At 61.3% G+C, this 24,425-nt stretch carries 23 protein-coding genes; 14 read left to right on the forward strand and 9 right to left on the reverse strand.

Annotation, left to right across the window (positions count from 1 at the left end):
• Window positions 1-89: 89 nt before the first annotated feature.
• The 6 genes from ACTD9P_RS23970 to bioB all read right to left on the reverse strand — a co-directional run bounded on the left by ACTD9P_RS23970 (window position 90) and on the right by bioB (window position 4,970).
• Window positions 90-371, reverse strand: coding sequence for a hypothetical protein (locus ACTD9P_RS23970; RefSeq protein WP_017138029.1), 282 nt, complete (start codon window positions 369-371; stop codon window positions 90-92).
• Window positions 372-477: 106 nt separating this feature from the next.
• Window positions 478-1,158, reverse strand: a complete 681-nt coding sequence (gene bioD / locus ACTD9P_RS23975) for a dethiobiotin synthase (RefSeq protein ID WP_438869644.1) — start codon at window positions 1,156-1,158, stop codon at window positions 478-480.
• A complete protein-coding gene (gene bioC, locus ACTD9P_RS23980; RefSeq protein ID WP_438869645.1) occupies window positions 1,155-1,967 on the reverse strand; it encodes a malonyl-ACP O-methyltransferase BioC in 813 nt (270 codons plus the stop codon). Before bioC ends, bioD begins: the two co-directional genes overlap by 4 nt.
• Window positions 1,960-2,691 (reverse strand): alpha/beta fold hydrolase, encoded by a 732-nt coding sequence (locus ACTD9P_RS23985; RefSeq protein ID WP_438869647.1) that lies wholly within the window; start codon window positions 2,689-2,691, stop codon window positions 1,960-1,962. The genes bioC and ACTD9P_RS23985 overlap by 8 nt, the downstream gene beginning before the upstream one ends.
• Window positions 2,684-3,865 carry an 8-amino-7-oxononanoate synthase gene (bioF, locus tag ACTD9P_RS23990; protein ID WP_438869648.1) on the reverse strand — a complete coding sequence of 394 codons (1,182 nt, stop codon included), beginning with the start codon at window positions 3,863-3,865 and terminating at the stop codon, window positions 2,684-2,686. Before bioF ends, ACTD9P_RS23985 begins: the two co-directional genes overlap by 8 nt.
• Window positions 3,866-3,914: 49 nt before the next feature.
• The gene (bioB, locus tag ACTD9P_RS23995; protein ID WP_017138024.1) at window positions 3,915-4,970 is read right to left on the reverse strand and encodes a biotin synthase BioB; all 1,056 of its coding nucleotides are present in this window, start codon (window positions 4,968-4,970) and stop codon (window positions 3,915-3,917) included.
• 105 nt (window positions 4,971-5,075) lie between these two features.
• Here bioB and ACTD9P_RS24000 point away from each other — a divergent pair, with 105 nt between their 5' ends.
• From ACTD9P_RS24000 to rarD, 5 genes are all read left to right on the forward strand, one after another.
• A complete protein-coding gene (locus tag ACTD9P_RS24000; RefSeq protein WP_438869649.1) occupies window positions 5,076-5,813 on the forward strand; it encodes a ComFC family protein in 738 nt (245 codons plus the stop codon).
• Window positions 5,814-5,870: 57 nt separating this feature from the next.
• Window positions 5,871-6,635, forward strand: coding sequence for a TOBE domain-containing protein (locus ACTD9P_RS24005; RefSeq protein ID WP_438869650.1), 765 nt, complete (start codon window positions 5,871-5,873; stop codon window positions 6,633-6,635).
• Window positions 6,636-6,714: 79 nt separating this feature from the next.
• Window positions 6,715-8,613, forward strand: a complete 1,899-nt coding sequence (locus tag ACTD9P_RS24010; protein ID WP_438869651.1) for a PhoX family protein — start codon at window positions 6,715-6,717, stop codon at window positions 8,611-8,613.
• 179 nt (window positions 8,614-8,792) lie between these two features.
• Window positions 8,793-9,767 (forward strand): serine/threonine protein kinase, encoded by a 975-nt coding sequence (locus ACTD9P_RS24015; RefSeq protein WP_017138020.1) that lies wholly within the window; start codon window positions 8,793-8,795, stop codon window positions 9,765-9,767.
• A gap of 184 nt (window positions 9,768-9,951) precedes the next feature.
• Window positions 9,952-10,836 carry an EamA family transporter RarD gene (gene rarD / locus ACTD9P_RS24020; protein ID WP_438869652.1) on the forward strand — a complete coding sequence of 295 codons (885 nt, stop codon included), beginning with the start codon at window positions 9,952-9,954 and terminating at the stop codon, window positions 10,834-10,836.
• Between the two features lie 223 nt (window positions 10,837-11,059).
• On the opposite strand, the gene ACTD9P_RS24025 is transcribed toward rarD, so the two are convergent.
• On the reverse strand, window positions 11,060-11,572 hold the full coding sequence (locus ACTD9P_RS24025) for a glycine cleavage system transcriptional repressor (protein WP_065929413.1): 513 nt from the start codon (window positions 11,570-11,572) through the stop codon (window positions 11,060-11,062).
• 267 nt (window positions 11,573-11,839) lie between these two features.
• Between ACTD9P_RS24025 and ACTD9P_RS24030 the strand changes: the two genes are divergently transcribed.
• Window positions 11,840-14,017, forward strand: coding sequence for a malate synthase G (locus tag ACTD9P_RS24030; protein WP_438869653.1), 2,178 nt, complete (start codon window positions 11,840-11,842; stop codon window positions 14,015-14,017).
• Window positions 14,018-14,088: 71 nt separating this feature from the next.
• Here the strand turns inward: ACTD9P_RS24030 and ACTD9P_RS24035 are convergent, their stop codons facing one another.
• Both ACTD9P_RS24035 and ACTD9P_RS24040 read right to left on the reverse strand, forming a co-directional pair.
• Window positions 14,089-14,475: a hypothetical protein gene (locus ACTD9P_RS24035; protein ID WP_438869654.1), complete on the reverse strand. Its 387-nt coding sequence runs from the start codon at window positions 14,473-14,475 to the stop codon at window positions 14,089-14,091.
• A 130-nt stretch (window positions 14,476-14,605) separates the two neighbouring features.
• Window positions 14,606-15,052 carry a response regulator gene (locus tag ACTD9P_RS24040; protein WP_438869655.1) on the reverse strand — a complete coding sequence of 149 codons (447 nt, stop codon included), beginning with the start codon at window positions 15,050-15,052 and terminating at the stop codon, window positions 14,606-14,608.
• A gap of 247 nt (window positions 15,053-15,299) precedes the next feature.
• On the opposite strand from ACTD9P_RS24040, the gene ACTD9P_RS24045 reads away from it, so the two are divergent.
• The 8 genes from ACTD9P_RS24045 (at window position 15,300) to ACTD9P_RS24080 (ending at window position 24,337) form a co-directional block, all read left to right on the forward strand.
• Complete coding sequence (locus ACTD9P_RS24045) at window positions 15,300-17,222, forward strand: putative nucleotidyltransferase substrate binding domain-containing protein (protein ID WP_438869656.1); 1,923 nt, start codon at window positions 15,300-15,302, stop codon at window positions 17,220-17,222.
• Window positions 17,219-17,926, forward strand: coding sequence for a 3'-5' exonuclease (locus ACTD9P_RS24050; RefSeq protein WP_438869657.1), 708 nt, complete (start codon window positions 17,219-17,221; stop codon window positions 17,924-17,926). The genes ACTD9P_RS24045 and ACTD9P_RS24050 overlap by 4 nt, the downstream gene beginning before the upstream one ends.
• Before the next feature lie 145 nt (window positions 17,927-18,071).
• Complete coding sequence (locus tag ACTD9P_RS24055) at window positions 18,072-18,590, forward strand: RNA polymerase sigma factor (RefSeq protein WP_438869658.1); 519 nt, start codon at window positions 18,072-18,074, stop codon at window positions 18,588-18,590.
• Entirely contained in the window at window positions 18,587-19,549 is a 963-nt protein-coding gene (locus ACTD9P_RS24060) for a FecR domain-containing protein (protein WP_438869659.1), read from the forward strand. The genes ACTD9P_RS24055 and ACTD9P_RS24060 overlap by 4 nt, the downstream gene beginning before the upstream one ends.
• Before the next feature lie 228 nt (window positions 19,550-19,777).
• The gene (locus ACTD9P_RS24065; protein WP_438869660.1) at window positions 19,778-22,207 is read left to right on the forward strand and encodes a TonB-dependent siderophore receptor; all 2,430 of its coding nucleotides are present in this window, start codon (window positions 19,778-19,780) and stop codon (window positions 22,205-22,207) included.
• Between the two features lie 61 nt (window positions 22,208-22,268).
• A complete protein-coding gene (locus tag ACTD9P_RS24070; RefSeq protein ID WP_438869661.1) occupies window positions 22,269-23,372 on the forward strand; it encodes a PepSY-associated TM helix domain-containing protein in 1,104 nt (367 codons plus the stop codon).
• The gene (locus ACTD9P_RS24075) at window positions 23,369-23,551 is read left to right on the forward strand and encodes a hypothetical protein (protein ID WP_170036884.1); all 183 of its coding nucleotides are present in this window, start codon (window positions 23,369-23,371) and stop codon (window positions 23,549-23,551) included. Before ACTD9P_RS24070 ends, ACTD9P_RS24075 begins: the two co-directional genes overlap by 4 nt.
• A gap of 156 nt (window positions 23,552-23,707) precedes the next feature.
• The gene (locus tag ACTD9P_RS24080; RefSeq protein WP_438869662.1) at window positions 23,708-24,337 is read left to right on the forward strand and encodes a glutathione S-transferase; all 630 of its coding nucleotides are present in this window, start codon (window positions 23,708-23,710) and stop codon (window positions 24,335-24,337) included.
• Window positions 24,338-24,425: the final 88 nt, after the last annotated feature.

The following is a 24,425-nucleotide window of genomic DNA, read 5'->3' on the forward strand; positions in this document are numbered from 1 at the left end:
GTGTCAGTCAGCTCATATGAAACCGATACACCGCATTCGCGAGCAAGCCCGCTCCCACAGTAGAGCCCTATACAGACAGAGAGAGGGGATTAAGCGTAGGTATCGATCAAGGTGCCAAGCATTTCATCCGAAGCCTTGGCGACTTTCGCGCCCAGCTCCACCTGGAATTTGCCTTGGGCCATTTCGACCATGTTGCTCGCCGAGTTGGACGGCTGGGCGCGATCGTTGGCTTGCAAGCGATCACTTTGTGCGTCCGAGGGCTGGGTGGTCGCGGCGCCGGCGATTTTGCCGGCGGCCTGGTCGACGCGGTTCTGCCCGGCCTGAATGGTGCTCAGCCCCGAATAAAACGCGCTGCTTCCAGAGATTTCCATGGCGTAAGCCTGCCTTTAGAGAATCGTGAACTTGAATTGAAGCAGACATCCTGGCAATACGCCCGTCAAAAACACTAATGGCATAATGCCTTAGCGATAGCCAAAATCAGTCAAGCAGGTCCAATTCCAGGTACTCGGCCACCGCTTTTGCGCTTGCCTGCTTGAGCTTCGGCACGCGCCCCAGGCATGGCGCGGGCAACCGCTCGGCCAGGGTGGCGAGGTTTTCTTCCAGACGAGAGGTCTTGGGGTCGATGATATTCGCCACCCAACCCGCCAACGGCAAACCGTCGCGCGCAATGGCTTCAGCAGTGAGCAAGGCATGGCTGATACAACCCAGACGCACGCCCACCACCAAAATCACCGGCAGCTTGAGCGCGATGGCCAGGTCTGACAGGTTGTCCTGATCGGCCAACGGCACTCGCCAGCCGCCTGCGCCTTCGATCAAGGTGAAATCGGCGTGTTGCGCGAGTATGTGCTGCATCGGCTTCAACAGTGCTTGCACCGTCAGCGCCACACCCGCTTCCCGCGCGGCCAAGTGCGGCGCAATCGCGGGTTCGAATGCCACCGGGTTGACCTCGGCATAGGTCAACGGCAGCGAACATTCGGCCAGCAGTGCCAAAGCGTCGGCATTGCGCAAGCCTTTAGGAGTGAGCTGGCAGCCTGAGGCTACCGGTTTTCCGGCGGCGGTGCTTTTACCCGCAAGCCGTGCGGCATGCAGCAGCCCGGCGGCGATGGTGGTTTTGCCCACATCGGTGTCGGTGCCGGTGATGAAATAAGCGGCGCTCATAACGGTTTCTCCAGTACGGCGTACACCACTTGGTACGTGGCGGGCAGGCCCTGGGCCTGGCGGAACTGCTCGTAAGCGTGCACCAGTGCAACAATCCGCGCGCGGCCCGTCAACCCTCCTGGCCGACCGGGGTTGAGGTTATGCGCGCCCAACGCCTTAAGCTCATGGGTCAGGCTGCGCACATCCGGGTAATGCAACACGTGGGGCTGGCGCTCCAGGCTCAGCACCCGCAAACCGCTGGCAGCACACAGCTGTTGATAAGCCTCGAAGGTGCGAAAGCGGTTGACGTGCACCAGGCCATCCGCCGCGCGCCAGCTTTGGCGCAACTCGTCCAGGGTGCCCACGCACAGGCTCGCAAATGCCAGCACGCCACCGGGTCGCAGCACGCGATAAGCCTCGCTGAGCACCGCATCGAAATTCGCGCACCACTGCACCGCCAGGCTGGAGAACAGCAGCTGGAAGCTCTCAGTTGCAAGCGGCAAGCGTTCTGCATCCCCCGCAATAAAGTGCTGCGCGCCCCCTAAAGGCCGCGCATGGTTGAGCATGCCCTCGGCGATATCCAGCGCTACGCCTTGGCTTGCTGGCAACAGTTCGCCCAGCGCACGGCTGAAATAACCCGTGCCGCAGCCCACATCCAACCATCGGCCGGGCGCGATTGCAGCTGGCAGGCGAGACAACAGCTCATGCCCGACTGCGCGCTGCAACTCCGCGACGCTGTCGTAGCTGGCCGCGGCGCGGGAAAATGAGACCGCCACTTGGCGCTTGTCCGGCAAGCCGCCCGGCAGTGGCGGCTGGGATAAATCAGTCATCAACACACTCATGCAAAAAAGCCTGGATGGCCCCCGCTACACCGTGAGGGTCTTCCAGAAGAAAAGCGTGACCGGCCTGTTCAATCAGACCGATTTCTACGTCCGGCAGCAGCGCCAGCAGGTCACTTGCAGCTTCGGCGGGCACCAAGCCGTCCTGCCCCGCAAACACGTGCAGTTGCGGGCCGCGATACGCCTGCAAAGCGGCGCGGGTATCGAGTTGTGCAAGCAGCTCCAGGCCTGGCATCAACACGCTGGAAGGTGCATTCGGTGCGCCGCCAACCAACAGACGCGACAGCCCACGTGGGTCTGCGGCACCTTTAGCGCACAGCAAACCGAAACGTTTGAGGGTGACCTGAGAATCGGCATGGCAACCGGCAAGGAATGCGTCAAAGGTCTCAGCGGGCATCGCACTGGGCCAGCCTTCATGGGCGACAAAACACGGGTTGCTCGCCAATGTCAGCAGCCCGCAGCAGCGTTCGCCGCGCCGCGCCGCCAGCTCGGAGGCGAGCATGCCGCCCAGGGACCAGCCGCCCAGCCAGGCGTTGTCCGGCAGCGTGGCGTCGAGTTCGTCGAGCCATTCATCCAGATCGCTGGAAGCCAGCACCGGCAACGGCTCGATATGCACTTGCAAGTGTTCGTCCAGCCCCTGCAAGGCGGCGGCCAAAGGCTCCAACGGTGACACGCCGAGCCCCCAACCGGGCAGCAATACCAATCGATCACGCATGGTCGGGCTCCGTAATACTTAACAACCGGAAACACTCATCCAATCCGTTTAACAATAGCTGCACCTGGGCCGCGCTGTGGGCCGCCGTCAGTGTCACGCGCAAACGCGCGCTGCCGGCCGGCACGGTCGGTGGGCGGATGGCCGTGACCATCAGGCCGCGTTCGCGCAGCATCTGCGACAGGCGCATTGCGGTGGCGCTGTCGCCGATCAGGATCGGCTGGATTGGCGTGAAGCTGTCCATCAGCTTTAAGCCGATCTGCTCGGCACCCTGGCGGAACTGGCGGATCAGGCCATTGAGGTGCTCACGCCGCCAGTGCTCGGTGCGCAGCAGCTCCAGGCTTTTCAAGGTGGCGCAGGCCAATGCCGGTGGCTGGCTGGTGGTGTAGATGTAGGGCCGGGCAAACTGGATCAGGCTTTCGATCAGCTCTTCACTGCCCGCCACGAATGCCCCGGCCGTGCCGAAGGCTTTACCGAGGGTGCCAACCAATACCGGCACGTCTTCCTGGCTCAAGCCGAAATGCTCGACAATTCCGCCGCCCGTAGCGCCCAACGGGCCGAAGCCGTGAGCGTCATCGACCATCAACCAGGCGCCTTTGGCGCGTGCCTCACGGGCCAGCGCAGGCAGGTCGGCCAGATCGCCGTCCATGCTGAACACGCCATCGGTGACCACCAAAGTATTGCCGGTGGCCTTCTCCAGGCGCTTGGCCAGGCTGCTGGCGTCGTTATGCAGGTAGCGGTTGAAACGCGCCCCGGACAGCAGGCCGGCATCCAGCAGCGAGGCGTGGTTAAGGCGATCCTCCAGCACCGTATCACCCTGCCCCACCAACGCGGTGACCGCGCCCAGGTTGGCCATATAGCCGGTGGTGAACAGCAGCGCGCGCGGGCGCCCGGTGAGGTCAGCCAGGGCCTCCTCGAGTTCATGGTGCGGCGTGGCATGGCCGATCACCAGGTGCGAAGCGCCACCGCCCACGCCCCAACGGGACGCACCGGCGCGCCAGGCTTCGATCACTTGCGGGTGATTGGCCAGGCCCAGGTAGTCGTTATTGCAGAATGCCAACAGCGGCTGGCCATCCACCACCACTTGCGGGCCTTGCGGGCTCTCAAGCAAAGGGCGTTGCCGATAAAGGTGTTCGGCACGGCGGGCAGCGAGGCGCGCGGCGAGATCAAAAGACATGCAGGCCTCGGCAGATCAAAGAACTTGAGACTGAATGTGGAGAGAGGCGTTAAACCACCGCGTTATAGAACTGCTCGCTGCTCTTTTGCTCCACCAGCGCCTGCTCAATCGCTGCCTGATGCACTTCATCGGCGTGCTCTTCACGCGCTTCCGGCAAGATCCCCAGGCGCGAGAACAGTTGCATGTCCTTGTCGGCCTGCGGGTTGGCGGTGGTCAGCAACTTGTCGCCGTAGAAAATCGAGTTGGCACCGGCAAAAAACGCCAGGGCCTGCATCTGCTCGTTCATCGCCTCACGGCCGGCCGACAAGCGCACATGGGACTGCGGCATCAGGATGCGCGCCACGGCGAGCATGCGGATGAAGTCGAAAGGGTCGATGTCTTCGGCGTTTTCCAGCGGCGTACCGGCGACCTTCACCAGCATGTTGATCGGCACCGACTCCGGATGCTCCGGCAGGTTGGCCAGTTGGATCAGCAGGTTGGCACGGTCATCGAGGGACTCGCCCATGCCGAGGATGCCGCCCGAGCAGATCTTCATCCCCGAATCACGCACGTAGGCCAGGGTTTGCAGGCGTTCGCCGTAGGTGCGGGTAGTGATGATGCTGCCGTAGAACTCTGGCGAGGTGTCGAGGTTGTGGTTGTAGTAGTCGAGGCCGGCCTGGGCCAGCGCTTCGGTCTGGTCCTGATCGAGTCGACCGAGGGTCATGCAGGTTTCCAGGCCCATGGCCTTCACGCCTTTGACCATTTGCAGCACATAGGGCATGTCTTTGGCCGACGGGTGCTTCCAGGCGGCACCCATGCAGAAGCGCGTCGAACCGATGGCCTTGGCGCGGGCCGCCTCTTCGAGGACCTTCTGCACTTCCATCAGCTTTTCTTTTTCCAGGCCGGTGTTGTAGTGGCCCGACTGCGGACAATATTTGCAATCTTCCGGGCAGGCGCCGGTTTTGATCGACAGCAAGGTCGAGACCTGCACGCGGTTGGCGTCGAAATGCGCGCGGTGCACGGTCTGCGCCTGGAACAACAGGTCATTGAAGGGTTGCACAAACAGCGCTTTGACTTCGGCTAAAGACCAATCGTGACGCAGGGTGGCAGAGGTGCTGGCGCTCATGGGCGATTCCTTGATTATGCTTGGGCTTACGCTGCGGGAAGGGCAATACCCGAAATACCCACAGTCAGTCACGACACGGATGCTCGGCATATTTAAGGAAGATTCATGCACTGTCAACCTGGATACAAACACCAAGTTTACATCTGGTTAGAAAACAACCAATCCTGTTTAATCTGCGATGAAGCAACAAACACCCACCACACGGTGTGCAACGTCTGCGAAACCGAGCTGCCCTGGCTGTTGGAGCACTGCGAGGTGTGCGCCCTGCCACTGCCGATGGAAGGTTTGATCTGTGGCGCCTGTCAAAAAAAGCCACCTGCCTATAAACAGGTGATCGCCCCCTGGACCTACAGTTTCCCCGTCGACACGCTAATCAGCCGCTTCAAACACCAGTCGCGCTGGCCACTCGGCCTTATGCTCGCGCGGCTGCTGGGGCAGTATCTGCAACACCGTTTCGACGACACCGGACTCACCCGCCCCGACTGCCTGCTGCCGGTGCCCATGGCGCGCAAGCGTCTGCGTGAGCGCGGCTTCAACCAGGCGCTGATGCTGGCCCGTTGGCTCAGCGAAGATCTCGACCTCCCACACGATGAACACCTGTTGTTACGCCCCCATGAAACCGTCGCGCAACAAGCCCTCGACGCCAAGACCCGCCAACGCAACCTGCTCACGGCGTTTGCGCTGGCACCGGGTGCCCCGGTGCAGGGCCGCCACTTCGCGCTGGTGGACGACGTACTCACCACCGGCGCCACCGCCCACAGCCTGGCCCGGCTGTTGATGGCCGCCGGTGCCCGTCAGGTCGATGTGTACTGCCTGGCCCGCACGCCAAAACCGGGCACATGACTTGACTCCCGTGCGCCGCGCCTGCAACGTCCGCTGACCTTATCGAAGCGTATCCACATGTCTCTGCCAACCTCACTCAGCCAGCACATCATCCGCCGTCCCCAGCGCATCGCCTTGCTGGCGCATATTGCCGAGCAGGGTTCGATCACCCGCGCGGCCAAGAGCGCTGGCCTGAGTTACAAGGCCGCGTGGGATGCGATCGACGAGCTGAACAATCTCTCGCAAAAACCGCTGGTGGAACGCAGCGTCGGCGGCAAAGGCGGCGGCGGGGCCAAACTGACGGCCGAAGGTGAGCGCGTGCTGCGCCTGTACCAACGCCTGCAAGTGTTGCAGGCCGAGGTGCTCGGTTCGGATGAGGACGCGAGCGACTTCAACCTGCTCGGCCGCTTGATGCTGCGAACCAGCGCGCGCAACCAATTGCACGGCCAGGTCAGCGCCATCGAACATCAGGGCCGCAATGACCTGATTCGCCTGCAACTCTCGGGCGGCTTAAGCCTGAGTGCGCAGATCACGCACGACAGCACGCAGCGGCTGGAGCTGGAAACCGGCGTTGAAGTGGTCGCCTTGATTAAGGCCGGATGGCTTGAATTGCTCGCCATCGGGCAGGCTGCAACACCTGGACACAATTGCATGAGCGGTGTGATCGAGACGATTCTCGACGCCGATGACGGCCCCAGCGAAGTGCGCATCACCCTGCCCAACGGCCAGGTGTTATGCGCCCTGGCGCAGCCCGCCGCGCTCAAGGCACTGGGTGCCGTCGAAGGCGCACGGGTCCAGGTGCAATTCTCACCCAACAATGTGCTGCTCGGCACACCGGTCTAGGCACCTACCGTCTTCAAGCTGCAACAAATTCGTCACGCGCGCTCCTTAAGGTGTCTGCAAAAACCGCAGGGAGCCTGAAATGAGCCTATTAGAAGAAAACCAAGCCACCGACCTTGAACAGATGGTCGGCCTCACCCGCCGCCGCTTTATCGGCGCCGGCGCCCTGTGCGGTGCCGCGATGTTCCTGGGCGGCAACCTGCTCACCCGCAGCGCAATGGCCGTGAACGCGGCCACCGCCAGCCCCTTGCTGGGCTTTACCAGCATCGCCGCCGCCACGAGCGACGCCATCACCTTGCCGCCGGGTTACTCCGCCTCGGTGCTGATCAGTTGGGGCCAACCGCTGCACAAAAACGCGCCGGCCTTCGACCCGTCCGGCAACGGCACCGCCAAAGCCCAGGAACAGCAGTTCGGCGACAACAACGACGGCATGAGCCTGTTCGCCTTCCCCGGCGACAACAACCGTGCGCTGATGGCCATCAACAACGAATACACCAACTACCGCTACCTCTACGCCCATGGCGGCGCGCCGCAATCGGCCGAAGATGTGCGCAAGGCCCAGGCCAGCGAAGGTGTGTCGGTGATCGAAGTGCGCCGCAAGGGCGATACCTGGCAGTTCGTGCAGGACTCGCGCTACAACCGCCGCATCCACGGTAACTCGCCGATCCGCCTTGGCGGCCCCGCGGCTGGCCATGCCTGGCTGAAAACCAGCGCCGACAAAACCGGCAAGAAAGCCCTCGGCACCTTCCAGAACTGCGCCAACGGCAAGACGCCGTGGGGCACTTACCTGACCTGTGAAGAGAACTTCACCGATTGCTTCGGCAGCAGCAACCCGCAACAAAGCTTTGACGCCGGGCAAAAACGCTACGGCGTAGTGGCCGCCAGCCGCGAGATCAACTGGCACCTGCACGACCCGCGCTTCGACATGGCCAAGAACCCCAACGAACTCAATCGCCACGGTTGGGTGGTAGAAATCGACCCGTTCGACCCGCAATCCACGCCGGTCAAGCGCACCGCCTTGGGCCGCTTCAAGCACGAAAACGCCGCACTCGCCGAAACCCGCGATGGCCGTGCCGTGGTGTACATGGGCGACGACGAACGTGGCGAGTTCATCTACAAGTTCGTCAGCCGCGACCCGATCAATCATCACAACCCCAAAGCCAACAAGAACCTGCTCGACCACGGCACCTTGTACGTGGCGATTTTCGATGCCGGCGATGGCAACGCCGACCACCCCAAGGGCAAGGGCGAATGGGTCGAACTCACCCACGGCAAAAACGGCATTGACGTCAACTCAGGCTTCGCGAGCCAGGCCGAAGTATTGATCCACGCGCGTCTGGCCGCCAGCGTGGTAAAGGCCACGCGCATGGACCGCCCGGAATGGATCGTGGTCAGCCCCACCGACGGCCAGGTGTATTGCACGCTCACCAACAACGCCAAACGCGGCGAAGACGGCCAGCCGGTGGGCGGGCCGAACCCGCGCGAGAAAAACGTTTACGGCCAGATCCTGCGCTGGAAAGCCGATGCGGATAACCACGGTGCCAACAGCTTCACCTGGGACTTGTTCGTGGTGGCCGGCAACCCCGGTGTGCATGCCGGTACGCCAAAAGGCGGCTCGTCCAACATCAACCCGCAAAACATGTTCAACAGCCCCGACGGCCTGGGGTTCGACAAAGCCGGGCGTTTGTGGATCCTCACCGACGGCGACTACAGCAACAAGGGCGACTTCGCCGGCATGGGCAATAACCAAATGCTGTGCGCCGACCCCAACACCGGAGAAATCCGCCGTTTCATGGTCGGGCCGGTGGCGTGCGAGGTCACGGGCATCAGTTTCTCACCCGACCAGAAGACCCTGTTTGTGGGGATTCAGCATCCGGGGGAAACCGGGGGTTCGACCTGGCCGGAGCATCTGCCAAACGGCAAGCCGCGTTCGTCGGTGATGGCGATTCGGCGTGATGATGGTGGAATAGTCGGCGCCTGACAGGGCCCATTCGCGAGCAAGCCCGCTCCCACATTTGACCGTGTACATCCTGTAGGAATGCGATCGAATGTGGGAGCGGGCTTGCTCGCGAAGGCGTCCGCACACCCACCACCTATCCAGGCTCTGGTGCGTTACCATACCCGGCCGGACGCGGCGCCCTGCTGCGCGCAGGAGTTCGCATGGCCCATCCGTTTGAAACACTCACCCCCGATTTAGTACTCGACGCCGTCGAAAGTATCGGCTTCCTCAGCGATGCGCGCGTATTGGCGCTCAACAGCTACGAAAACCGTGTGTACCAGGTGGGCATCGAAGACTCCGAGCCGCTGATCGCCAAGTTCTACCGCCCACAGCGCTGGACCAACGAGGCGATCCTGGAAGAACACCGCTTCACTTTCGAGCTGGCCGAGTGCGAAGTGCCGGTGGTTGCGCCGATGATCCACAACGGCGAAAGCCTGTTCGAGCACGCGGGTTTCCGCTTCACGCTGTTCCCACGCCGTGGCGGCCGGGCGCCGGAGCCGGGCAACCTCGATCAGCTGTATCGCCTCGGGCAATTGCTCGGGCGCTTGCACGCCGTGGGCTCCACACGCCCGTTCGAGCACCGCGAAGCCTTGGGTGTGAAGAACTTCGGTCACGATTCCCTCAACACCTTGCTTGAAGGCAACTTCATTCCCAAGAGCCTGCTGCCCGCTTACGAGTCTGTTGCGCGCGACCTGCTCAAGCGCGTGGAAGAGGTGTACAAGGCCACACCGCACAAGAACATCCGCATGCACGGCGACTGCCACCCCGGCAACATGATGTGCCGCGACGAGATGTTCCACATCGTCGACCTGGATGACTGCCGCATGGGCCCGGCCGTGCAGGACCTGTGGATGATGCTCGCGGGCGACCGCCAGGAATGCCTGGGCCAGCTGTCGGAGTTGATGGACGGCTACCAGGAGTTCCACGACTTCGACCCACGCGAACTGGCCTTGATCGAACCCCTGCGCGCCTTGCGCCTGATGCACTACAGCGCCTGGCTGGCACGGCGCTGGGATGACCCGGCGTTCCCGCACAGCTTCCCGTGGTTTGGCAGCGAGCGGTATTGGGGCGACCAGGTGCTGGCATTGCGTGAGCAACTGTCGGCACTCAATGAAGAACCCCTCAAACTCTTCTGACTACCGATCGTCCCCACGCTCTGCGTGGGAATGCACCCTGTGACGCTCCGCGTCACGCCCCTCAACTGCGGACGCAGAGCGTCCAACACGGCATTCCCACGCAGAGCGTAGGAACGATCATCCCACTGCCTGACAAAAATCCTTACAATCACGCTTTGTAAGCTGCCTGAGCAAGGATTCTGCAATGCACGCCGCCAACCCCCGCAAGGGGTACATCCTGGGCCTGAGTGCCTATGTCATCTGGGGTCTGTTCCCACTTTATTTCAAAGCCATCGCCAGTGTTCCCGCCGCCGAAATCATCGTGCACCGCGTGTTGTGGTCAGCGCTGTTCGGCGGTTTGCTGTTGATGGTGTGGAAGCACCCCGGCTGGTTCCGTGAACTGCGCGACAACCCCAAGCGTCTGGCGATTCTGGCACTCAGCGGTTCGTTGATTGCGGCCAACTGGCTGACCTATGTGTGGTCGGTGAACAGCGGGCGCATGCTGGAAGCGAGCCTGGGTTACTACATCAACCCGTTGGTGAATGTGCTGCTGGGCATGCTGATCCTGGGCGAGTGCCTGCGCCGCCTGCAATGGATCGCCGTCGGGCTGGCGGCGGTGGGTGTGGCGCAGCAAGTGTGGCAAGTCGGCAGCCTGCCGTGGGTCTCGCTGGTGCTGGCGCTGACCTTCGGCTTTTACGGTTTGATCCGCAAACAGGCACCGGTCAAGGCGCTGCCAGGGCTGGTGGTGGAAACCTGGATGCTGGTGCCCATCGCCGTGGCGTGGTTGCTGTTTAACCCGTCGGCCCATAGTGCGCAGCTTGAGTTTTGGAGCACCTCCGAAGCCTGGTGGCTGGTGGCCGCAGGCCCGGTCACGCTAATTCCGCTGGTGTGTTTCAACGCCGCCGCGAGGCATCTGCCCTACACCGCGCTGGGCTTTTTGCAGTACGTGGCGCCGACGCTGGTGCTGTTGGAGGCGGTGCTGCTGTTCGGTGAACACCTGGCGACCAGCACGCTGATTGCTTTCGCCTTTATCTGGGCGGGCCTGGTGGTCTACAGCCTGGATGCCTGGCTGACAGTGCGCAAACGCTGATCAAATAACGTACAAACCTCTGCAAGCCACAGTGCACGTGGCTTGCAGACATCCACCCCAAGGTTATCCACAACCTGATCCCCGCCATTTGTGCACAAGCCATTGAAACTGCTCGTTTTTTGCTCAATAGCCAGAGAAGCCCGGCCGGCGTGGCCTGGCGCCGGGTCTCTACAGGTTATCCACAGGCCCATGCAAGATTTCCATGCATAACCTTGTGGGCCGATTATTCCTCGTGATGCAGTTCCACCATCAAATCATCGGCCAGGGTTTCCAGGGACAGCTGCAAGGTATCCAGGGACAACGCTGTCGGCACCTGCAACAGTGCTTCGGCGCTGAACAATGGATCACCGCTCATGGGCGCCGGACGCACATCCGTGCTCAGGCTGGCCAGGTTCACGCCTTGTTTGCTCAGCAGCGCCGTGATTTCGCGCACGATGCCCGCGCGGTCATTGCCCACCAAGGTCATCATGATCGATTTGGACGCCGAGGCCTGCCCGCTGCTGCCTTCACCCACCAGCACACGAATGCCGTGGGTGGATAAGTCCTCCAGCGCGCCCACCAGGGCCTGACGCTGTTCCGTCGGCACACTGACCCGCAAAATCCCGGCAAACTGCCCGGCCATGTGCGCCATCCGGCTTTCCAGCCAGTTGCCGCCGTGGGCGGCAATGTTCTGCGCGATGCGTTCAACCAAGCCGGGTTTGTCGGCGGCGATAATAGTGAGTACAAGATGGTCCATGGCAAAGCCCTCTGGAATTCAACCTACAAGGTGGACGCAGGCGCCCTCGAAAACAAATCGTGTACCATTTTTATATTTATCTGGAACAATCCAATAGTTTTTTGAGAACATCTGATTCTCCGCTGTGACCGTACGACCAAAATGGGTCGCTAAACGACGTATTTAGTCTAATTTTCACAACCGCAAGTCATCATGTAGTATGCCCAACCGTGCACTACATAATGAAAATCTGAAACAGCGCATAAGCTCCGCAGAGTGAGGCAAGCAATGACTGAACACGTTCAAGTCGGTGGCCTGCAGGTCGCCAAAGTCCTGTTCGACTTCGTGAACAACGAAGCCATTCCCGGCACCGGCATCACTGCCGAGCAGTTCTGGGCCGGCGCCGACAAGGTCATCCACGACCTGGCACCGAAGAACAAAGCCCTACTCGCCAAACGCGATGATTTCCAGGCGCGGATCGACACCTGGCACCAGACCCACGCCGGCAAAGCCCACGACCCGGTGGCCTACAAAGCCTTCCTGCAAGATATCGGCTACCTGCTGCCAGAAGCCGCAGATTTCCAGGCCTCGACCCAAAACGTCGACGACGAAATTGCCCGCATGGCCGGCCCACAGCTGGTGGTGCCGGTGATGAATGCGCGCTTCGCCCTCAACGCCTCCAATGCGCGTTGGGGCTCGCTGTATGACGCGCTGTATGGCACCGATGCCATCAGCGAAGCCGACGGCGCCGAGAAGGGCAAGGGCTACAACAAAGTGCGTGGCGACAAGGTAATTGCCTTCGCCCGTGCGTTCCTCGACGAAGCCGCGCCGCTCACCGCCGGCAGCCACGTCGACTCCACCGGTTACAAGATGGTGGATGGCAAGCTCATCGTCAGCCTCAAGGGCGGCAGCAACAGCGGCCTGCGCGACGATGCACAGTTGATCGGCTTCCAGGGCCCTGCGGCCGAGCCGATTGCGATCCTGCTGAAACACAACGGCCTGCACTTCGAAATCCAGATCGACGCCAGCACCCCGGTCGGCCAGACCGATGCCGCCGGCGTCAAAGACGTGCTGATGGAAGCGGCGCTGACCACCATCATGGACTGCGAAGACTCGGTCGCCGCCGTCGATGCCGATGACAAAGTGGTGATCTACCGCAACTGGCTCGGCCTGATGAAGGGCGACCTCGCCGAAGAAGTGGCCAAGGGTGGCAAGACCTTCACCCGCACCATGAACGCCGACCGCGTCTATACCGGTGTGGATGGCCAGGACGTGACGCTGCACGGTCGCTCGCTATTGTTCGTGCGCAACGTGGGTCACCTGATGACCATCGATGCGATCCAGGATAAAGACGGCAACGAAGTACCGGAAGGTATTCTCGACGGCCTGCTGACCAGCCTGGCGGCCATCCACAGCCTCAACGGCAACAGCAGCCGCAAGAACAGCCGCACCGGTTCCGTGTACATCGTTAAACCGAAGATGCACGGCCCCGAAGAGGCCGCGTTCACCAATGAGCTGTTTGGCCGCATCGAAGACGTGCTGAACCTGCCACGCAACACCCTCAAAGTCGGGATCATGGACGAGGAGCGCCGCACCACGGTCAACCTCAAGGCCTGCATCAAGGCGGCCAGCGAGCGTGTGGTGTTCATCAACACCGGCTTCCTCGACCGCACCGGCGACGAGATCCACACCTCCATGGAAGCCGGCGCGATGGTGCGTAAGGCTGCCATGAAGGCCGAAAAATGGATCGGCGCCTACGAAAACTGGAACGTCGATATAGGCTTGAGCACCGGCCTGCAAGGTCGTGCGCAGATCGGTAAAGGCATGTGGGCCATGCCCGACCTGATGGCGGCGATGCTCGAACAGAAAATCGCTCACCCACTGGCCGGCGCCAACACCGCCTGGGTGCCATCGCCGACGGCGGCGGCGCTGCACGCGCTGCATTACCACAAGGTCGATGTGTTCGCGCGCCAGGCCGAACTGGCCAAGCGCGAGCGCGCTTCGGTAGACGACATCCTGACGATTCCTCTGGCCAGCAACACCGATTGGTCCGAAGAAGAAATCCGCAACGAACTGGACAACAATGCCCAGGGCATTCTCGGCTATGTCGTCCGCTGGATCGACCAGGGCGTCGGCTGCTCGAAAGTGCCAGACATCAACGATGTAGGCCTGATGGAAGACCGCGCCACCCTGCGCATCTCCAGCCAGCACATCGCCAACTGGTTGCGCCACGGCATCGTCAATGAAGCCCAGGTGATGGAAAGCCTCAAGCGCATGGCGCCGGTGGTGGACCGTCAGAATGCCGGGGATGCGTTGTACCGTCCGCTGGCGCCGGATTTCGACAGCAACATCGCGTTTCAGGCGGCGGTGGAGTTGGTGATTGAAGGGACCAAGCAGCCGAATGGGTATACCGAGCCGGTGTTGCATCGTCGGCGTCGGGAATATAAGGCGAAAAACGGTATTTAATTAAAAAACAACTCCCTGATCTGCGGATCAGGGAGTTCAAGCCTACACATAAGCTTACCTATCCGATTTCATCATTGGATGTATTGGATATCAGCCGCCCCTTTAAACACGTACTCCTTCCCGGCTCCTTTTTCATATTTGGCATCTATTGTTATTGTTTGATGATCGCCATCGTCCGAAGCAACCACAGTAACTTCCCCGTCTAAACCGCGGGGGCCTCCGTCGCCGCTGAACTGTAGCCCCCAAGGATGACTCGCTGGGTATTTAAACGAATAGGTCTCACCGTCTTCAACGTCGCGAGGGTAAACAATGGATAAGATTGGTTTGCCATTTTTGTCAAAAGCAACGAAATTGTTGGCAGCCCCTTCAACTTTCTCCAAATTAAACTCAAGGTGGGGCTTATCTTTATAGGTAATTTTCAGAGTTGCCGAACCTTTGAACGAACTTTCAGTCGCCATTTTCATCACCCCGTCTAATAAGTATTTAAAGTAACGATCTCTACGCGTCACTTCATCCAGTAGACAAGAGCCTATTCAACTTTCCTACTGTCAACATTGACAGGTAAAGAGTAAAGCCGACCAGCGGTAGCTACTGCGCCATCCCCAATTCCCGCTTGACCATCTTCGCCAACTTCACGCTATCAATCGGCTTGAGCAAAAAATCCACCACGCTCAAATGCATCGCATCGATCACATCCGGCGCTTCCGCGTCCCCCGACATGATGATGATCGGCAACGCCGCACGGGTTGAATCGCGCACCTTGCGAATCAATTGCAGACCATTGCTGGGCGCCATGCGCAAATCGGTGATCAGCAAACCGATGGAACTGCTGGAGTTCAACAGATCCCACGCTGTCTCGCCACTGTCGGCGGTCATGCAGCGAATGCCGTCCAGGCCCAGGATTTCTGCCAGCAATTCACGTGCGTCCTTGTCGTCGTCGACAATCAACACCCGTTGTGGCGGCAGATCGGGCTCCAGCATCACGGCGCTCAGCGCCTCGCGCTCGGCATCACTTAAAATATCGTGGTCGGACATACGTTTCTCAGCAGTTCTATTCAATCTCCCAGCACACTCGTCAGACATCTGCGGAAGGGCGAACAATGTGCACTTCGTCGGAAAGTTTGCCTAGTGGGCGTTCTACGGGGTTTGGACGATAGTCATGTAAGGTTTTTCCCTAGTCGTAGTGGGTTTTGTCCAGACCTAGACTTACGTCCAATGGGCACCCGCCGCGCGGGAGTCGACCATGCAGGACGATAACGACAAAAAAACTGCGGTCACTGTTATGAGTAAAGCTGATGCTTTCACGCAGGCGGGGAAAACCGCCGTGTTGCAGAACATTCACGGCACCCTGCAATTCCTGCAACGCTTCCCTCCGTTCAACCAGATGGAAAATGCTCACCTGGCATTTTTGGTCGAACAGTGCCAACTGCGCTTCTATGGCCCCGGCGACAGCATTCTCAAACCGTCGGGCGGGCCGGTGGAGCACTTCTATATCGTCAAGCAGGGCCGCGTCGTCGGCGAGCGGCCGGACTCGACGCAAACCACCTTCGAAATCACCACCGGCGAGTGCTTCCCCCTCGCCGCGTTGCTGGGTGAGCGTGCCACGCGCACCGAGCACAAAGCCGCCGAAGACACCTTCTGCCTGCAACTGAACAAGCCGGCGTTTATCAAGCTGTTCGCCCTTTCCAGCCCGTTTCGCGATTTTGCCCTGCGCGGTGTCAGCAGCCTGCTGGATCAAGTCAACCAACAGGTGCAGCAAAAGGCTGTGGAAACCCTGGGCACCCAGTATTCGCTGAACACCCGCCTGGGCGAATTGGCCATGCGCCATCCGGTCACCTGCAGCCCGACCACGCCGCTGCGCGAGGCGGTGACGCTGATGCATGAGCAACAAGTGGGCAGCATCGTGATCGTCGATGAGCACAAGGCGCCGCTGGGGATTTTCACCTTGCGCGACCTGCGCCAGGTGGTCGCCGACGGCACCAGCGATTTCAATCAAACTATCGTCGGCCACATGACCCAGGCGCCGTTCTTTTTAAGCCCGGACCACAGCGCTTTCGATGCCGCCATCGCCATGACCGAGCGGCATATCGCCCATGTGTGCCTGGTGCAAGACCAGCGCCTGTGTGGCGTGGTGTCCGAGCGCGACCTGTTTTCCCTGCAACGGGTCGACCTGGTGCACCTGGCGCGCACCATCCGCAACGCGCCCCGAGTGGAAAACCTGGTGGTGATTCGCGGCGAGATTGGCCAGTTGGTGGAACGCATGCTGGCCCATGGCGCGTCGTCCACCCAGATCACCCACATTATTACCCTGCTCAACGACCACACGGTGTGCCGGGTGATCGAACTGACCCTGGCCGACAAAGGCGACCCTGGCGTGCCCTTCAGCTGGCTGTGTTTCGGCAGTGAAGGCCGCCGCGAGCAAACGCTGTTTACCGACCAGGACAATGGCATCCTGTTCGAGGCCAAGGACGCCGCCGAAGCCGCCGAGATTCGCGGCCGCCTGTTGCCACTGGCGCAGCAGATCAACCAGAGCCTGGCACTGTGCGGCTTCAGCCTGTGCAAGGGCAATATCATGGCCGGCAACCCCGAGCTGTGCCTGTCGCGGGCCGAATGGGCGCGGCGTTTCGGGGCCTTTATCCGCGAAGCCACGCCGGAAAACCTGCTGGGCTCGAGCATCTATTTTGATTTGCGTGTGGTGTGGGGGGACGAGCGCGGTTGCGAACAACTGCGCCAGGGCATTCTCGATCAGGTGGCCGATAACCGGTTGTTCCAACGTATGCTGGCCGAGAACGCCTTGCGCCAGCGCCCGCCGATCGGGCGTTTCCGGGACTTTGTGCTGACGCGCAAAGGCGCCGAAAAGGCCACGCTCGACCTCAAGGTGCAGGGCCTTACACCTTTTGTGGATGGCGCGCGCCTGTTGGCCCTGGCCAATGGCATTCACACCAACAACACTTTGGAGCGCCTGCGCCAACTGGTGGCCAAGGAGGTCATCGAACCGCTGGATGGCGCCGCGTATGAGGAGGCGTATCACTTTATCCAGCAAACGCGCATGCAGCAGCATCAGTTGCAAACCCGCGAGAACTTGCCGTATTCCAACCGTGTCGACCCCGACAGCCTCAACCACCTGGACCGGCGCATCCTGCGTGAATCCCTGCGCCAGGCCCAACGCCTGCAAAGCAGCCTGACGTTGCGGTATCAGCTGTGAGTTTTTTCGGTTGGCTGCACAAGAAAAAGCCTGGCCTCGACGTTGATCAGCAACAGCGCCTGGCACAATTGCCTAAGCCTGCAGTGTTAGGCGACGGGCCTTTACGCGGGCAACGCTGGGTGGTGGTCGACCTGGAAACCAGCGGCCTGAACCTCAACCGCGACCAGGTGCTGTCCATCGGCGCAGTCGTGATCGAGGATGGCGCAGTGGATTTCTCGCAGATGTTCGAGCGCACCCTGCAACGGGCCAACACCAAGGTTGGCCCCAGCGTGCTGATCCATGGCCTCGGCCCCAGCGCGATTGCCGCCGGCAGCGACCCGGCCGAAGCCTTGCTGGACTTTATGGCCTTTGTCGGCGACAGCCCGTTGCTGGCATTCCATGCGCCGTTCGACCAACACATGTTGTGCCGGGCGCTCAAGGACAGCCTGGGTTATCGGTTGGCCCATCCGTTCCTCGATGTAGCCGACATCGCCCCGCTGTTGTGCCCCGACGCGAATATCCGTGAAGCCGGGCTCGATGACTGGATCAACCACTTCAAGCTGCACGTGGGCGAACGCCATCACGCCAGCGCCGATGCGCTGGCCACGGCCGAGTTGATGCTCATCCTGTTCAGCCGTGCGCGCCAACAGGGGATCGACAGCCCACAGATGCTGCAAGAGCGCTTGAGCCAATGGACACGGCGCAAACACGCGCCATCGTTCTAGGGGACGCGGAGCGTCCCAGGAGGCATTCCCACGCAGAGCGTGGGAACGATCGTCCGACAGACGCCAATTGCGCAGGCTCCCGGCCTCTGACACAATCGCGAATAATTCTCGTTAGTTTAAACCCCCTTGTTTATTCGGTGATGCCTTGTCGTCGGTCCAAACCCCACACAGTCAGCTTGTTGGCGCGTTGTATCGCGACCATCGTGGCTGGCTGTTGGCGTGGCTGCGACGCAATGTGGCTTGCCCGAGCCGCGCTGAAGACCTGAGTCAGGACACCTTCATGCGCCTGCTGGGCCGTGACGAACTGCGCGAACCGCGCGAGCCACGCGCGTTTCTGGTGGCCATCGCCAAAGGCTTGCTGTTCGACTACTTCCGCCGCGCGGCGTTGGAACAGGCCTACCTCACCGAACTGATGCTGATCCCGGAAAACGAGCACCCCTCGCCCGAACAACAGCAACTGATCCTCGAAGACCTCAAGGCCATCGACCGCCTGCTCGGCAAGCTGTCGAGCAAGGCCCGCGCCGCCTTCCTCTATAACCGCCTCGACGGCCTGGGCCACGCCGAAATCGCCCAGCGCCTGGGTGTGTCGGTGCCGCGTGTGCGCCAGTACCTGGCCCAGGGCATTCGCCAGTGCTACATCGCACTGTATGGCGAGCCACTGTGACAGGCTCCAAACCGGTCACGGCCCGCGTGCTGGATGCGGCGATTGCCTGGCAACTGTCGTTGGACTCGGGCGACGGCAGCGCCGTGGAGCAGGAAGAGTTCGGCAAATGGCTGGCCAGTGATGAAGAACACGCACGCGCCTGGCGCCAGCTGGGCATGCTCGATCAGCGCTTCAGCGTAGCCTCTGGCCCGGCGCGGGCGGCGCTGTTGCAGTCCCGTCAAGGCATTCGCCAGCGCGTGCGCAAGTTGGGCAGCGGTTTGGCCAGCGTCGCACTGGTGATTGGCCTGGCGCTGTTTGCCGGTGAGCGTTACGTGCCGATCCACTATTGGCTGGCCGACCAACGCACCGCTACCGGCGAGCAACGCACGCTGAAGCTGGCTGACGGCACGCTGGTCAACCTCAACACCCACAGCGCCATTGACGTGCGCTTTGATGAAAAACGCCGGCTGATCGTGTTGCAGGAAGGCGAAATCCTGGTCGAAACCGGCCACAACGATGCGCGCCCGTTCTACGTGCAAACCCGTGACGGCAGCCTGCGGGCGCTGGGCACGCGGTTTATCGTCAAGCGCGAAGACGACGCCACGCGCCTGAGCGTGCTGCAATCTGCCGTAGCCGCCCAGCCTGAGGCGCTGCATCAGGAGCAGACTTTCAAGCAAGGCCAACAAGTGCTGATGCGCAGCGACGGCCTCGGCCCTGCGCTGGTGCTGACACCCGCCGCAGACGCCTGGACGCGCGGCATGCTGGTGGTCGACAACGCCCGCCTGGGCGATGTGGTTGCCGAGCTGAGTCGTTACCGCACCGGCTACCTGGGCGTGGACAAAAACGTGGCCGACCTGCGCATCACCGGCAGCTTCCCGCTGCACGACACCACCCTGGCGCTGAACGCCCTGCTGCCGACCTTGCCGGTGCAGATCGAGCAGCACACGCCGTGGTGGTCGACTGTGAAGGCTAAACCTTAGGTTTTTCAGTGCCTGGGCGATCGCCTTCGCGAGCAAGCCCGCTCCCACAGTTGACCGTGTTCTAACTGGAAAAACGCGGTCAACTGTGGGAGCGGGCTTGCTCGCGAAGAGGCCCTCAAAAACACCATAACGCTTCAGAGCAAAAATATTTCCTCCCAGCCCTATCACTTTTCGATTCTCGTCCGGCACCTAGTCAATTGAGAAATATTTTCATTCAGGAGCCGCCCTATGTCCCGCACGCTAGACACCTTGTTGCGCCCCAGCCTGTTGGCCGTCGCCATTGCCCTCAGCGCCCCGCTGACGAGCACCGCGCTGATCGCCGCCGAGCAAGCTTCCAGCGTGCGCGCCTATAACCTGCCGGCTGCGCCATTAGCGAGCACCCTGAACCAAATCGCCAGCCAGGCCGGTTTGGCGCTGACGCTCAATCCTTCGCTGGCAGCGGGCAAGACCTCGGCACCGGTCAAAGGCCAGTTCGATGCCCAGAGCGCGCTGCGTGAGGCGTTGCGTGGCTCGGGGCTGCAGTTGGAGCAGAGCAGTGCCGGGACGTTTACGCTGGTGCCTGTCCCGGAAGGTGTCGTCGCGTTGCCGGAGACCAGCATCATTGCCCAGGGCAGCGACGAAAGTGCCTGGGGCCCAGTCGACGGCTACCTGGCCAAGCGCACCGCCGCCGGCACCAAGACCGACACCGCGCTGGTCGAAGCCCCGCGCTCGATCTCCGTCGCCACCCGTGAGCAGATGCAGGACCGCAACGTCCAGAACCTGGATGACGCGGTTAAATACATGCCCGGCATCGTGTCCGCCAGCTACGGCAGCGATACCCGTTATGACTGGATGCGCGTGCGCGGCTTCGAGCCCACCCAGTTCCTCGACGGCCTGCCACTGCCACGCGGCGTGTACGCCAACCCGAAAGCCGAAACCTGGAACCTCGACCGCCTCGCCCTGCTGCGCGGCCCGGCCTCATCGGTCTACGGCCAAACGCCACCGGGCGGCCTGTTGGACATGGTCAGCCGTCGTCCCAGCGCCGAACAAAGCAGCGCCATCCAGGTGCAATACGGCAGTGACAACTACCGCCAGATCAACTTCGCCAGCACTGGCAAGATCGATGACGAAGGGCAGTTCCTGTATGGCCTCAGCGGCGTGGTGCGCGATGCCGGCACCCAGATCGATCACATCGACAACAAGCGCTACAACATTGCGCCGAGCCTGACCTGGAACATCGACCCGGATACCAAGCTGACCTTGCTGTCGCAGTTCACCCGCGACGATACCGGCGCCACCAGCCAGTTTTTGCCGATCCAGGGCACCAAGATCAAATCGCCGCTGGGTGATATCTCCCATCACAAAAACCTGGGCGACCCGAACTACGAGTTCTACGACCGCACCTACTACGCATTGGGCTATGCCTTCGAGCATCGCTTCAATGACACCTGGCAGTTCCGTCAGAACCTGCGCTACACCAAGTCGGAATTATCGTTCCAGACACTCACCGTAGGTGCGTATCCCTACACCATGGTTGACGCAGACGGCAACGTTGGCCGCACGTCGACAAACGTGGACGAGAACATCGGCCAATTGGCCCTGGACAACAACTTCCAGGCCGACTTCGCCACCGGTGACATCTCCCACACCCTGCTGCTCGGCCTGGATCATCAGCGCACCGACACCTCGTACCTGTCGATTTACGGCGACGGCCTGAAAACCAACGTTAACAATCCGATCTACGGCCAGCCCATCGTTCGTCCCGCTCGCTCCGGAGCTTATTACGACTACAACCAGAAGACCGTGCAGACCGGCCTCTACGCTCAAGACCAGATGGCGCTTGACCAATGGCGCCTGACCTTGGGCGGCCGCGAAGACTGGGTGCATCAGGGCACCACGTACTTCAACCAGAAAGATGCGACCAATACCGACCGAATCAAACATTTCAGCGGCAACGCCGCACTCAGCTACGTATTTGATTCCGGCTTCGTACCCTATATTTCCTACGCTGAATCCTTCCAACCTGCGAGCAATGCCAGCGTCTCGGCAACCGAATCGTACAAACCCACCGAAGGCAAACAGTGGGAACTGGGTATCAAGTACCAGCCACCGGGCTCGAACACTTTGCTCACTGCCGCCGTGTATGACCTGACCCAGAAAAACGTGCTGGTAACCACCACTACCGCTGGCAGCATTCCAGTCACCAACCAGACCGGTGAAGTGAAGGTCAAAGGCCTGGAACTGGAAGCCGTGTCTGATGTGACCGAAAACCTCAAAGTCATCGCTTCCTATACCCTGGCCAAATCCAAGGTGCAAAAAGGCGACTACAAAGGTAACCGTCTGCAACTGATGCCAAACCAGCAAGCAACCCTGTGGACAGACTACACCTGGCACACGGGTGCCCTCGACGGCTTCGGTATTGGCCTGGGTGCTCGCTACACCGGCAATACCTATGGCGACCAAGGCAATACGTGGTTGGGCAAGGCCGACGCCTACACCGTGTTCGATGCGGCAGTGCACTACGACCTCGGTCGTCTGGACAACAGCCTCAAAGGTGCCTCGGTGAAACTGAACGCCACCAACCTGTTCGACAAGGACTACATTTCAACCTGCGATGGTTTCTATTGCTATTACGGCGACCAACGCAGCGTCGTCGCCAGCGCCACTTACCAGTGGTAATCGGCTGAGTTAACAACCGGGCCGCCCCTGTGGCGGCTTCGGTGTGTCTGAAGGCTAGAAAATGAAAAGCAAAACCATCCGCCGCTGGTCCTTCATCCACACCTGGACCAGCCTGATCTGCACGGTGTTCCTGCTGCTGCTCGCCCTTACCGGCCTGCCGCTGGTGTTTCACCACGAGATCGACCACCTGCTGGGCAACGAGCCGGAACTGGCGCAGATGCCCGCCGATACGCCGCAACTGAACCTTGAGCAGCTGGTGGCCAAAGCCCAGGCTCATCGCCCCGGCGAGGCCATGCAGTACCTGGCGTGGGACGAAGACGACAAGAACGGTGTGATTGCGATCATGGCCGCCACGGCCGGCACCGAACCGAATTCATCCCACACCTTCATGCTTGATGCGCGCACCGGTGAGGCCGTGGAAACCCCGGCGGCCAATGGCGGGTTGACCCTGTTCCTGCTGCGCTTACACGTGGATATGTTCGCCGGGCTGCCGGGCAAGCTGCTGCTGGCGTTCATGGGCATTCTGTTTGTGGTGGCGATTGTCTCGGGCACGGTGCTGTACCTGCCGTTCATGCGCCGGTTGAAGTTCGCCACCGTGCGTAAAGACAAATCCACGCGCCTGCGCTGGCTCGACCTGCATAACCTGATCGGCGTGGTCACGCTGACCTGGGCGCTGGTGGTCGGCGTCACCGGCGTGATCAGCGCCTGCGCCGATTTGATCATCGCCGCCTGGCGCCAGGACAGCCTCAGCGCCATGATCGAGCCGTACAAAAACGCGCCGCCGCTGACCCAACGCGCACCGGCCACCGAACTGCTGAGCATCGCCGCCAGAGCCGCGCCCGGCATGGAGCCGGACTTTATAGCCTTTCCCGGCACGCGCTTTTCCAGCGAACACCACTACGCGGTGTTCATGAAGGGCAGCACACATTTGACCTCACACCTGCTCACGCCGGTGCTGATCGACGCCAGCACCCTGGCCGTCACCGCCATCGCCGAACGGCCCTGGTACATGCACGCCATGGGCATGTCCCAGCCGCTGCACTTTGGCGACTATGGCGGCATGCCGATGAAGATCCTCTGGGCGGTGCTGGATGTGCTGACCATCATCGTATTGGGCAGCGGGGTTTACCTGTGGATTGTGCGGCGCAAGGCGGCCAAGCCATGAAGCCGCGCCAGTCGAGTTTCTGGAAGGTATTCGGCATCCCGCTGGGGATTGGCCTGCTCAGCGCGGCCGGGTTGTTTGCGGCGCTGCTGGGTGACGGGCTGTGGGATTCGTTGAGTTGGGTGGGGTTGGGTATTCCGGCTGCCATTGGGGCTTGGGCGTTGCTTAAGCGGCGTGGCTGAAGGCGCTATCGCAGGCAAGCCAGCTCCCACTCTTAACGGTGTTCACAATTCACAAGGTGGGAGCTGGCTTGTCGAGTCGTCGCACCGCTGCGATGAGTCCTTCAAAAACCGCCACAATCCCTCTAGGCTAGCCCCTGCCATTTCCGAGGAATGCCCATGTCCGCGCCCAGCATGACCTTGTTTCACAACCCCGCCTCACCCTTTGTTCGCAAAGTCCGCGTGCTGCTGATCGAGACCGGCCAGCAGGACCGCGTGGCCCTGCATGGCTGCATGCCCACGCCGGTCAACCCCGATGCACAGGTGGCGCAGGACAACCCCGTGGGCAAGATCCCGGCCCTGCGCCTGGCCGATGGTTCGGTGCTGCACGACAGCCGGGTGATCCTCGATTACTTCGACCACCAGCACGTCGGTAACCCGCTGATCCCGCGTGACGGCTCGGCCCGCTGGCGCCGCCTCACCCTCGCCTCGATGGCCGACGGCATCCTGGATGCCGCCGTGCTGGTGCGTTACGAGACCGCCATGCGCCCGGTAGAAAAACACTGGGATCAATGGCTACAGGAGCAGCGCAACAAGATCCACCGCACCCTCGCCGAGCTGGAAAGCGATGCGATTGCCGAACTGGCCAGCCACTTCGACATCGCCGCCATCAGCGTGGCCTGCGCCCTGGGTTACCTGGACTTTCGCCACCCCGACCTGCACTGGCGCGCCAACAACCCCAAGCTTGCCGACTGGTATGCCGAGGTCAGCCAACGGCCTTCGATGCTGGAAACTCAGCCACCGGTTTAACAAGCCCCACGATCCAATGTGGGAGCGGGCTTGCTCGCGAATGCGGCGTGTCATTCAGCACATCTGTTTCTGAGCCACCGCATTCGCG

It is taken from the genome of Pseudomonas onubensis (assembly GCF_965653655.1).
Classification (GTDB): Bacteria; Pseudomonadota; Gammaproteobacteria; order Pseudomonadales; family Pseudomonadaceae; genus Aquipseudomonas.